Origin of the sequence: Streptomyces sp. NBC_00442, assembly GCF_036014195.1 — a bacterium.
In the GTDB taxonomy this organism is placed as follows: Bacteria; Actinomycetota; Actinomycetes; order Streptomycetales; family Streptomycetaceae; genus Streptomyces.
Genome location: NZ_CP107918.1, coordinates 1525330 through 1536959, shown reverse-complemented (window position 1 = coordinate 1536959; position 11630 = coordinate 1525330). Strand labels below are relative to the sequence as shown.

Below are 11630 nucleotides of genomic sequence, written 5' to 3'. Positions count from 1 at the left end.
CGTGGGGATCTGCCCACAACTCCCAGGGGATTGCCCGCTTCTTTCCGATAAAGCGTCAATTGCGGGGGTGGCGGTGATCACCCTTTCGTGTGCTTTTCACCAAAGACCTCAAGGGCCACGGGAGTCCCGCCGACAAAGGGTGCATGAGCACCCTTGCGCACACCATGATGACCGCCCGCACCGCCGAAGCCGGCCTCTCCGCCCCGGCCGACCTCGACCGCTACCCCTACGGCGAGGCGCGTCCGACCGACCGGCTCGGCGCCCCTGCCTGGGACGGCGGGGACGGGGAGCTCGGCCGCGTGGGCCGCAGGACGGCGGGCAGCCGCGGCCGCGGCCTGCACGGTCAACTCGTCCAGCAGCTCGGGCAGATGATCGTCTCCGGCGACCTCGGCGCGGACCGCCCCCTGGTCCCCGAGGAGATCGGCCAGCGCTTCGAGGTCTCCCGTACGGTCGTCCGCGAATCCCTGCGCGTGCTCGAGGCCAAGGGTCTGGTCAGCGCCCGGCCCAACGTCGGCACCCGGGTCCGTCCGGTCAGCGACTGGAACCTGCTCGACGCCGACATCATCGAGTGGCGCGCCTTCGGCCCCCAGCGTGACGACCAGCGCCGCGAGCTCGCCGAGCTGCGCTGGACCATCGAGCCGCTCGCCGCCCGCCTGGCCGCGGGCCATGGCCGCGAGGACATGCAGCAGCGACTCGGCGACATGGTGGAGATCATGGGCCATGCCTTCGCCCAGGGTGACGCGCTCACGTTCTCGCGGGCCGACGCCGAGTTCCACTCCCTCCTGGTCCAGCTCGCCGGCAACCGGATGCTCGAGCACCTCTCCGGCATCGTCTCGGCCGCCCTCCAGGTCTCCGGCGCCCCCATTACGGGCTGTGACCGCCCCTCGGACGCCTCCCTCGCGCACCACGGGCGGATCGTGGACGCGCTCGCCAACGGCGACCCCATTGCCGCCGAGACGGCCGTACGTCAACTGCTCACCGTTCACCCGGAGGTGGAGCGGGTCGTCCCCGCCCCGCGCGAGCACTGACCGGAGCCCCGCTCCGCCAATCGGGCCGCCGGATCCCGCAGAGGGGTCCGGCGGGCTCGAATACGGGGTATCTGTCCCTTGTGCCCCCTTGGTCGCGTTTGGGGTGTGACTCGGGCCACGAAGATTGCGCGTAACACTCCTCGGAGCCATGCGATGACTTAAGAGGTAACAGCCGAGGAAGGAATACAGCGGCCACGCGTGGCGCTGTGCAGCTCCGAGGCTCAGCCCGCGCCCCCGGCACATCCCCAGCCGGTGGTCGTCGGCTCCGGTCCGATCCTGGGCGGGGCCGGAAGCCGTTTTCCATCGTTTCGAGAGGTTGTTCGTGTCGGCCAGCACATCCCGTACGCTCCCGCCGGAGATCGCCGAGTCCGAGTCTGTGATGGCGCTCATCGAGCGGGGAAAGGCTGATGGACAGATCGCCGGCGATGACGTGCGTCGGGCCTTCGAAGCCGACCAGATTCCGCCGACCCAGTGGAAGAATGTTCTGCGCAGCCTCAACCAGATCCTCGAGGAAGAGGGTGTGACGCTGATGGTCAGTGCCGCGGAATCACCGAAGCGCACACGCAAGAGCGTCGCAGCGAAGAGCCCGGCGAAGCGCACCGCCACCAAGACGGTCGCGGCCAAGACGACCGTGACCACCACCAGGACCGTCGCCGCCTCCGCGGCCCCGTCCGAGAGCGTGGACGTGCCGGCCGACGAGGCCGAGGACGCCCCCAAGAAGGCTGTCGCCAAGAAGGCGGCCGTCAAGAAGACCGCCGCCAAGAAGACGGTGGCCAAGAAGACCGCGGCGAAGAAGACCGCCGCCAAGAAGGGCGACGACGAGGAAGCCGTCGAGGGCGACGAGCTCATCGACGAGGCCGCGCCGGGCAAGGGCGACGACGAGGAGCCCGAGGGCGAGAGCAAGGGCTTCGTCCTGTCCGACGAGGACGAGGACGACGCGCCCGCGCAGCAGGTCGCCGTCGCGGGAGCCACCGCCGACCCGGTCAAGGACTACCTCAAGCAGATCGGCAAGGTCCCGCTGCTCAACGCCGAGCAGGAGGTCGAGCTCGCCAAGCGCATCGAGGCGGGCCTGTTCGCCGAGGACAAGCTGGCGAACGCCGACAAGCTGGCGCCGAAGCTCAAGCGCGAGCTGGAGATCATCGCCGAGGACGGCCGCCGCGCCAAGAACCACCTCCTGGAGGCCAACCTCCGTCTGGTGGTCTCCCTGGCCAAGCGCTACACCGGCCGCGGCATGCTCTTCCTGGACCTGATCCAGGAGGGCAACCTGGGTCTGATCCGCGCGGTCGAGAAGTTCGACTACACCAAGGGCTACAAGTTCTCCACGTACGCCACCTGGTGGATCCGTCAGGCGATCACCCGCGCCATGGCCGACCAGGCCCGCACCATCCGCATCCCGGTGCACATGGTCGAGGTCATCAACAAGCTCGCGCGCGTCCAGCGCCAGATGCTCCAGGACCTGGGCCGCGAGCCCACCCCGGAGGAGCTGGCCAAGGAGCTCGACATGACCCCTGAGAAGGTCATCGAGGTCCAGAAGTACGGGCGTGAGCCGATCTCGCTGCACACCCCCCTGGGTGAGGACGGCGACAGCGAGTTCGGTGACCTGATCGAGGACTCCGAGGCGGTCGTGCCGGCCGACGCGGTCAGCTTCACGCTCCTCCAGGAGCAGCTGCACTCGGTCCTGGACACCCTGTCCGAGCGTGAGGCGGGCGTGGTCTCCATGCGTTTCGGTCTCACCGACGGCCAGCCGAAGACGCTGGACGAGATCGGCAAGGTCTACGGCGTGACCCGCGAGCGGATCCGCCAGATCGAGTCCAAGACCATGTCGAAGCTGCGCCACCCGTCGCGTTCGCAGGTTCTGCGCGACTACCTCGACTAGACCCCGGTCGTACGTCGGCGAGGGCCCGGTCTCCCTGGAGGCCGGGCCCTCGCGCGTACCCGAGGGTGCGCCGCACCGCTCCCTGAATGACGCTGGGTGTGCCCGCGTCACCGAGAGTCAGGAGAGCGTATGCGCCGCTCCATCAGCCGAGCCGTCACGGGAGTGGCCGCCCTTGCGGTCACCGCCCTGGGGGCGCCGACGCCCGCCGGCGCCGACGAGGTCGTCATCGGCGGACAGCAGGTCCGGATCTCGGACAGCCCCTGGGCGGTGGCGCTGTCCAGCCGTGACCGGTTCGGAGGTACGCGCGCCGGCCAGTTCTGCGGGGGAGCGGTGGTCTCGCCGACCACGGTCCTCACGGCCGCCCACTGCCTGCGCAGCGACGTGCTGGGCATGGACGTGCCCCAGGTGCGCGACCTCAAGGTGATCGCGGGCCGCACGGAGCTGCGGACCAATGAAGGACAGGAGATCCCGGTGAAGGCCACATGGGTGAACCCGGGCTACGATCCGGCGACCAACGCCGGGGACATGGCGATGCTCACCCTGGCCAAGCCGCTGCCGGCCTCGTACGTGATCCCCGCGGCCGCGGCGGGGGATCCGGGCTACCAGCCCGGCACCCGGGCCACGGTCTACGGCTGGGGCGACACCACGGGCGCCGGCAGCTACCCGACGGCCCTGCGGGCGGCGTCCGTCTCGGTGCTGAGCGACGCGGCCTGTGAGGGCCCCTACCCGCCGAACTCCGACAGCACGTACCTGCGGGCCACCATGGTGTGCGCGGGCGATCCCAGGGGCGGCTACGACGCCTGTCAGGGTGACAGCGGGGGGCCGCTGGTGGCCGGGGGCAAGCTCATCGGCCTGGTGTCCTGGGGGAACGGCTGTGGGCAGCGCGGCTACCCGGGGGTCTACACCAGGGTGTCGGCCGTGCAGTGGCCCTCCGGCACGGCCGTCTGACGCGGACACGAGAACGGGCGGCACTCCCCCTGCACGGGGAGTGCCGCCCGTCGCCGGTCCTGGACCGGCCCTGGCTCGTCGTGGTGCGAGGTCTCAGTGATCCTCGTCGCTCGTGGACTCGGGCACCGCCGTGAGGCGGTCCGTCTCGTCCTGTATGTCAGCGGCGATCTTCTTCAGTTCCGGCTCGAACTTACGTCCGTGATGAGCGCAGAAGAGCAGCTCGCCGCCGCTGGTGAGGACTACGCGAAGGTAGGCCTGTGCGCCGCAGCGGTCGCAACGGTCGGCGGCCGTCAGGGGGCTCGCGGGGGTCAGAACAGTAGTCACGTCGCCTCTTCTCTAGCTCGACGAGCTGTCGTACCAGGGTCAACATCCAACCAGGCCGAAAACGTTCCCGCTCGTGGCTTTTCCTCGAAAGTTCTTGGTCAAGGTGGCTGTCTGCTGCCGGTTGGCGGCGAATGAGCCGTATTGCGGAGCTTTACGGGTTTCGCGTTGCTTGTCTTGTTTGGCCCTCCCGGCGGGGTTGCCGGTTGTTCATGAGGACGTGCCCGGAGCCTAAATGGTTCATGCCTGATTGGGAACGTGATATCCGCATCACCCCCACGGGGTATCGAACATGTTTGCGACGCTGGACTAGCATGACGTTTCGCGAGGGTGGCGTTACAACGGCTCTACCAGGCCTCGGTACCCTCTGACCGGCGACCGACGCCGACCCCTTACCCATCGGGGCGCAATTGAAATTCAGCGAGGAGCGAACTGCGTGACCGCCGAGACGTCCGTTCCGTCCACTGCGCTGCTGAGCGGGGCAGACCGCGACGGCTCCAACTACACCGCCCGGCATCTGCTCGTACTCGAAGGGCTCGAAGCGGTCCGCAAGCGGCCGGGCATGTACATCGGGTCGACGGACAGCCGTGGTCTGATGCACTGCCTGTGGGAGATCATCGACAACTCCGTCGATGAGGCTCTGGGTGGGTACTGCGACCACATCGAAGTGATCCTGCACGACGACGCGTCCGTGGAGGTGCGGGACAACGGCCGGGGCATCCCGGTGGATGTGGAGCCCAAGACCGGCCTGTCGGGCGTCGAGGTCGTGATGACCAAGCTGCACGCGGGCGGCAAGTTCGGCGGCGGCTCCTACGCGGCCTCGGGCGGCCTGCACGGCGTCGGGGCCTCCGTGGTCAACGCCCTCTCCGCCCGTCTCGACATCGAGGTGGACCGGGGCACCACGCACTCGATCAGCTTCCGCCGGGGCGTGCCCGGCATCTTCACCGAGCAGGGCCCGGACGCGCCTTTCGACCCGGGCAGCGGACTGCGCAAGGGCAAGCGCGTGCCCAAGGGCCGCACCGGCACCAGGGTGCGCTACTGGGCGGACCGGCAGATCTTCCTGAAGGACGCGAAGCTCTCGTTGGACACGTTGTACCAGCGGGCTCGGCAGACGGCGTTCCTGGTGCCGGGCCTGACGATCGTGGTGCGGGACGAGCGGGGCCTGGAGGGGGAGGGCAAGACCGAGGAGACGTTCCGTTTCGACGGCGGGATCAGCGAGTTCTGCGAGTACCTGGCGCAGGACAAGGCCGTCAACGATGTGCTGCGGCTGTCCGGGTCCGGCACGTTCAAGGAGACCGTTCCGGTCCTCGACGAGCGCGGCCACATGACGCCCACCGAGGTCACCCGTGAGCTGGGCGTCGACATCGCGCTGCGCTGGGGCACCGGATACGACACGAACCTGAAGTCGTTCGTGAACATCATCGCCACGCCCAAGGGCGGCACCCACGTGACCGGGTTCGAGCGCTCGGTGGCGAAGACGGTGAACGAGGTGCTGCGCTCGGCGAAGCTGCTGCGCGTCGCGGAGGACGACGTCGTCAAGGACGACGCCCTCGAAGGCCTGACCGCGGTGGTCACGGTGCGCCTGGCGGAGCCGCAGTTCGAGGGCCAGACCAAGGAGGTCCTGGGCACCTCGGCCGCGAACCGGATCGTCGCGAACGTCGTCGCCAAGGAGCTGAAGGCGTTCCTGACCTCCACCAAGCGGGACGACAAGCAGCAGGCCCGTGCGGTGATGGAGAAGATCGTCGCGGCCGCGCGGACCCGGATCGCGGCGCGTCAGCACAAGGAGGCGCAGCGCCGTAAGACGGCCCTGGAGTCCTCCTCGCTGCCGGCGAAGCTGGCGGACTGCCGCAGTGACGACGTGGAGCGCAGCGAACTGTTCATCGTGGAGGGCGACTCGGCGCTCGGCACGGCGAAGCTGGCCCGCAACTCGGAGTTCCAGGCGCTGCTGCCGATCCGCGGAAAGATCCTCAACGTTCAGAAGGCGTCGGTCTCCGACATGCTGAAGAACGCGGAGTGCGGGGCGATCATCCAGGTCATAGGGGCCGGCTCGGGGCGTACGTTCGACATCGACGCGGCCCGCTACGGCAAGATCGTCCTCCTGGTGGACGCCGATGTGGACGGGGCGCACATCCGGATCCTGCTGCTGACCCTGTTCCAGCGCTACATGCGGCCGATGGTCGAGGCGGGCCGGGTCTTCGCGGCGGTGCCGCCGTTGCACCGCATCGAACTGGTCCAGCCCAAGAAGGGCCAGGACAAGTACGTGTACACGTACTCGGACAACGAGCTGCGCAGCACGCTGCTGGAGTTCCAGCGCAAGAACATCCGCTACAAGGACACCATCCAGCGCTACAAGGGCCTGGGCGAGATGGACGCCGACCAGCTCGCGGAGACCACGATGGACCCCCGCTTCCGCACCCTGCGCCGGATCAACATCGGGGACCTCGACGCGTCCGAGCAGGTCTTCGACCTCCTCATGGGCAACGAGGTCGCCCCCCGCAAGGAATTCATCACCAGCTCCGCCGCCACCCTCGACCGCTCACGCATCGACGCCTGACCCCCGGCCTCCTGAGCCCTGACGAACGCCGGCCCGCGGCACTCCCGCGGCCCGGCGTTCGCCGTCTCCACCCACGGGTGGAGAGCCAACCTCCACCCGCGATCCACCCCTGGCTCGATGTGTCTGACCAGGTCGTTTCCGTAGCGTCGTAGATGTACGGAGAGCCGGTGCCCGGCTTCTCGTCCGCTTCGTCTTCTCGCCCTTCGGAGGCTTCGATGTCCGCGCTCAACGTGCTGGTGGCAGTCGCGGTGGTGGCGTTGATCCTGGTCCGCCAGTTCAAGCCGCAGCAGGTCGCGGGATCCGGCCGCACGTGGTGGCTGGTGCCCGCCGTGCTGGCGTTCTTCGCCGTGAAGGACGGCGGGCTCATCGACCACCAGCACCAGGCCGGATCCCTCACGCTGCTCTGCGCCGAGCTCGTGACCGGTGTGCTCATGGGCGTCGGCTGGGCCTGGACATCGCGGATGTGGACCGAGCCCGACGGCACGGTGTGGTCCCGCGGCACCAAGGCCACCGCCGGGATCTGGGTCCTCGGCATAGCCCTGCGCGTCGGGCTCGCCGCTCTCGGCGCCCTGGCCGGGATCCACATGGGCACCGGCGCCATCCTGCTGGCGCTCGCCGCCTCGCTGATCGTCCGCGGGGGCATCCAGATGTGGCGGGCCCAGCCGGCTCTCGCGCCGTACGGCACCGCTGCCGCAAGCCCCGCCCCGCAGATGTGGAAGGACCGCGTGTGACCCTGGGGACCTGGCTCAGCTGGCCTTCGCGGGAAGCACTCGCCCGCGAAGGCCTCACGCGTGCCAGACGCAATCTCGCCCGGTCAATCCGGGCCGTGGTGTTCACCGCCCTGCTCTGGTCGACCCTGGCCAACGAGCGCGGGCCGGGGGACTGGGCGTGGGTGGGCGGCGTCGCGCTCGTCGTCGGCTGCGCCCTCCTGGGCCGGGCGTTCTACCGCTTCACCTACGACCATCGGCTCTGGCCGTCGCTTGCCGCGCTCGTCCTGGTGATGGGCGGCGCGGCCGGGGCCAGGGCGGCGGGCTGGCCGGTGCTGGCCCTGGTCATGTTCTGCGGCTGCGCGGTGACCGCGCTCGAGCGGCTGCCGCTCGGGGCCGCCGTGCCCTGCACCACGGTGGCCCTGGCGGCGTATTCGCTGGTCAACCAGGACAATTGGCTGACCACGGTGGTGACCGTGGCAGGGCTCGGGCTCGCCGGATATGTGCTGCGACTCGATGCGGAGGCCCGGGGCAGTGCCCAGCGGCTCCTCGCCCAGGAGCGGGCGGCGAGGGCGGCCGAGGCGGAATCGGCCGCGCTGGACGAGCGGGCCAGGATCGCCCGCGAGATCCACGACGTCCTCGCCCACAGCCTCTCGGCGCAGCTGGTTCACCTGGAGGCGGCGCGGCTGCTGATCGAGCGGGAGCCGCCCGGTGAGTTCAGGGAGAAGATCCTGGAGCGGGTGGTGGCCGCCCGGGGCATGGCGAGGGAAGGCCTCGCCGAGACCCGCCAGGCGCTGTCGGCGCTGCGCGGCGAGATGACCCCGGTCGAGGACTTCCTGCACACCCTGATCGAGGGGGCGGGAGCCGGGAGCGGGCTCGGAGCGGGCACCGGGGTCCAGGTGAAGGGCGAGCGCAGGGCGCTGCCGGCGGAGGCGTCGCAGACCGTGCGCAGGGTGGCGCAGGAGGCCCTCACCAATGTGCGCAAGCACGCACCGGGCGCGGCCGTCGCCGTGCGGCTGGAGTATCTGCCGGACGAAGTGGCCCTGGAAGTAAGGGACTCGGGAGGCCGCGAGCCGGCGCGGGAGCTCGCTGTCAGTGGCTCCGGCTACGGTCTGTTGGGGATGAGGGAGCGCGCCGAACTGCTCGGCGGCATCCTGGAGGCCGGGCCGGAGGAGGAGGGGTTCGTGGTGAGACTGAGGGTGCCCGCATGACCGGGGGCGGCCCCGGGACACGGGGGGTGATCAAGGTGGTCGTGGCCGACGACCAGTCCGTGGTGCGCGAAGGCATCGTGATGCTGCTCGGGCTGCTGCCGGGTATCGAGGTCATCGGCTCGGCGCGAGACGGCGAGGAGGCCGTCGCCCTCACGGCCCGACTGGCCCCGGACATCGTCCTGATGGACCTGCGCATGCCGCGTTGCGACGGGGTGGAGGCCACCCGCCGCATCCGCGCCGAGCACCCCGGCACCGAGGTGGTGATCCTCACGACGTATGCGGACGACGACTCCCTCTTCCCTGCCCTGAAGGCCGGCGCCCGGGGGTATCTGACCAAGGACGCCGGGGGCGAGGAGATCGTCAAGTCGATAGAGGACGTGCTGTCCGGTCAGGCCGGCCTCGCCCCGTCCATCCAGCGCCGCCTCCTGGAACGGGTGACGGCACAGCCGCCGGCCCCCACTCCGGGCGAACTGCCCGACGGGCTCACCACTCGCGAGGGCGAAGTGCTCGGGCTCGTCGCGGAGGGAATGACCAACCCCGAGATCTCCAAGGCCCTGCACATCTCGACGGCCACCGTGAAGACCCACATCAACAACATCTTCGGCAAGTGCGGGGTACGCGACCGGGCCCAGGCCGTGCGGTACGCCTATCGGAACGGATGGGCCGATCCGCCCGGCAGACCGCTTCCGTAATACCCGCTCCATCACCTAATGGGGTGAAACGGTGCCGTAGGAGAGCCTTCGGCTCGCTCACTCCACTCATCCTTGAGAACCTGGCCGAACGGGCCCGTGGGCAAGGAGAGTTGTTCGGTGGAGAAGCAGGAAGGGCGTGATCTCGCGGCGGCGCGGATCGACGACCCTTGGCATGACGCGCTCGCCTCAGGGTGGGACGAGCGGGACGGGGCGGTGGCCGCGAGCGTGCCCGCCCAGCAGCGGGCCGGCGAGGACGAACGTCTCAGCCCGTCCGAGATCTATCTGGAAGTGCACCGCAGCGCCGCGTTCCAGGAAGTGCGCCGCCGCTACCGCCGGTTCGTCGTCCCGGCCTCCCTCGCCTTCTTCGCCTGGTACCTGGCCTATGTGATCACCGCGGTCGGCGCCCCGGGCCTCATGGCCCGCCCGGTGGCCGGCGCGGTGAACGTGGCGATGATCGCAGGGCTGGCCCAGTTCCTCACCACCTTCCTGCTGACCTGGGCCTACGCGCGCCACGCCCGGCTGCGCCGGGACCGGGCCGCGCTGGAGCTGCGCTGGGTCGTGTTCGAGCAGAACCAGCAGAACCAGAACGGCCGGCGGACCGGGCAGGCCGGCACGGTCCGGCAGGACGACGCACAGAGATCGACACGGGAGACCAACAAGTGATCGTCGGCCAAGACCATCAGACGCTGGCGCTGCTGCTGTTCAGCGCGTTCGTGGCGGCGACGCTCGCCATCACCACCTGGGTGAGCCGCAACCGGCACGGCTCGGCCGAGGAGTTCTACACGGGAGGGCGTCTGTTCTCCCCCATGGAAAATGGTTTTGCCATCGCGGGCGACTACATGTCGGCCGCCTCCTTCCTCGGCATCTCCGGACTGATCGCGCTCTTCGGCTACGACGGCATGCTGTACTCCGTGGGCTTCCTCGTGGCCTGGCTCGTGGTGCTGCTCCTCGTCGCCGAACTCGTCCGCAACTGCGGCAAGTTCACTCTCGCCGACGTCGTCGCCGCGCGGATGAGTGAGCGTCCCGTGCGGATCGCGGCGGGAACTTCCTCGGTCACCGTGTCCGTTCTCTATCTGGTGGCCCAGATGGTCGGCGCCGGCAGCCTCGTCGCCCTGCTGCTCGGCGGCACCAGCGGCGCCGCGCGGGACTGGACGGTCATCGGGGTCGGCGCCCTGATGGTGGTCTATGTGTCGCTCGGCGGGATGCGGGCCACCACCTGGATCCAGATCGTGAAGGCCGTCCTGCTCATGGCGGGCACGATCACCCTCACCGTGCTCGTGCTGCTGCGCTTCCACGGAGACATCAACCTGCTGCTGAACTCGGCGGCCGAACACAGCGGCCACGGCAGGGAGTTCCTCGCTCCCGGCCTCAAGTACGGCGGTGACTGGACGGCACGGCTCGACTTCATCAGCCTCGGCCTGGCCCTGGTCCTCGGCACGGCGGGACTGCCGCACATCCTCTCGCGCTTCTACACCGTGCCCACCGCGCGGGCCGCCCGGCGCTCGGTCATCTGGTCCATCGGCCTCATCGGCGGGTTCTACCTGATGACGATCGTGCTCGGCTTCGGCGCGGCCGCCGTGGTCGGCACCGAACAGGTCAAGGCATCCAACCCGGCGGGCAACACCGCCGTCGCGCTCCTGGCCTACGACCTGGGAGGCGGAGCCGGTTCCACCGGCGGCACCGTGCTCTTCGCCGTGGTCGCCGCCGTCGCCTTCGCCACGATCCTGGCCGTGGTCGCGGGCATCACCCTGGCGTCCTCGGCGTCCGTCGCCCACGACCTGTACGCCTCGCTCAGGCGCCGGCACGCCAAGCAGCGCAGCGAGGTCGCGGTCGCGCGGGTCGCCGCGGTGGGCATCGGGGCGGTGGCCATCGCGCTCGGCCTGCTGGCCCGCGACCTCAATGTGGCGTTCCTCGTCGGCCTCGCCTTCGCGGTCGCCGCCTCGGCCAACCTTCCGGTGCTGCTCTACTCCCTGTTCTGGCGCAACTTCACCACCCGGGGCGCCGTGTGGTCGGTGTACGGAGGTCTGGTCCCGGCGTTGATCCTGGTCCTCGTCTCACCCGTGGTCTCCGGCAGCCCCGAATCGCTCTTCCCGGACGTGGACTTCCAGTTCTTCCCCCTGCAGAACCCCGGGCTCCTCTCCATTCCGCTGGGATTCCTCGCGGGCTGGCTCGGTACGGTGACCTCGCAGGAGGCCCCGGACGAGGCGAAGCACGCGGAGGCGGAAGTGCGGGCCCTGACCGGAGCGGGAGCCGTATAGCCACCCGGCACCCGGCAGCACCCGGCACCGCTCAC

Annotated in this window: 10 protein-coding genes; 9 read left to right on the top strand and 1 reads right to left on the bottom strand. The window is 69.7% G+C overall.

Translation table 11 applies throughout. The features are described 5' to 3' along the window. Positions 1-143: 143 nt before the first annotated feature. The 3 genes from OG432_RS06795 (at position 144) to OG432_RS06785 (ending at position 3852) form a co-directional block, all read left to right on the top strand. The gene (locus tag OG432_RS06795; protein ID WP_328308749.1) at positions 144-1028 is read left to right on the top strand and encodes a FadR/GntR family transcriptional regulator; all 885 of its coding nucleotides are present in this window, start codon (positions 144-146) and stop codon (positions 1026-1028) included. A gap of 322 nt (positions 1029-1350) precedes the next feature. Beyond that, positions 1351-2904, top strand: a complete 1554-nt coding sequence (locus OG432_RS06790; RefSeq protein ID WP_328308747.1) for an RNA polymerase sigma factor — start codon at positions 1351-1353, stop codon at positions 2902-2904. 129 nt (positions 2905-3033) lie between these two features. After that, positions 3034-3852 carry a S1 family peptidase gene (locus OG432_RS06785; protein WP_328308745.1) on the top strand — a complete coding sequence of 273 codons (819 nt, stop codon included), beginning with the start codon at positions 3034-3036 and terminating at the stop codon, positions 3850-3852. A gap of 93 nt (positions 3853-3945) precedes the next feature. On the opposite strand, the gene OG432_RS06780 is transcribed toward OG432_RS06785, so the two are convergent. After that, a complete protein-coding gene (locus tag OG432_RS06780; RefSeq protein ID WP_328308744.1) occupies positions 3946-4176 on the bottom strand; it encodes a DUF7455 domain-containing protein in 231 nt (76 codons plus the stop codon). Positions 4177-4609: 433 nt separating this feature from the next. Here OG432_RS06780 and OG432_RS06775 point away from each other — a divergent pair, with 433 nt between their 5' ends. The 6 genes from OG432_RS06775 (at position 4610) to OG432_RS06750 (ending at position 11595) form a co-directional block, all read left to right on the top strand. Beyond that, entirely contained in the window at positions 4610-6727 is a 2118-nt protein-coding gene (locus OG432_RS06775; protein WP_328308743.1) for a DNA gyrase/topoisomerase IV subunit B, read from the top strand. A gap of 215 nt (positions 6728-6942) precedes the next feature. Beyond that, positions 6943-7458 carry a DUF1453 domain-containing protein gene (locus OG432_RS06770; protein ID WP_328308741.1) on the top strand — a complete coding sequence of 172 codons (516 nt, stop codon included), beginning with the start codon at positions 6943-6945 and terminating at the stop codon, positions 7456-7458. Further along, a complete protein-coding gene (locus OG432_RS06765) occupies positions 7455-8645 on the top strand; it encodes a sensor histidine kinase (RefSeq protein WP_328308739.1) in 1191 nt (396 codons plus the stop codon). The genes OG432_RS06770 and OG432_RS06765 overlap by 4 nt, the downstream gene beginning before the upstream one ends. Next, complete coding sequence (locus OG432_RS06760; RefSeq protein ID WP_443058346.1) at positions 8642-9337, top strand: response regulator transcription factor; 696 nt, start codon at positions 8642-8644, stop codon at positions 9335-9337. The genes OG432_RS06765 and OG432_RS06760 overlap by 4 nt, the downstream gene beginning before the upstream one ends. A 117-nt stretch (positions 9338-9454) precedes the next feature. Then, positions 9455-10000, top strand: coding sequence for a DUF485 domain-containing protein (locus OG432_RS06755; RefSeq protein WP_328308735.1), 546 nt, complete (start codon positions 9455-9457; stop codon positions 9998-10000). Then, a complete protein-coding gene (locus tag OG432_RS06750) occupies positions 9997-11595 on the top strand; it encodes a solute symporter family protein (RefSeq protein WP_328308733.1) in 1599 nt (532 codons plus the stop codon). Before OG432_RS06755 ends, OG432_RS06750 begins: the two co-directional genes overlap by 4 nt. Positions 11596-11630 lie beyond the last annotated feature (35 nt).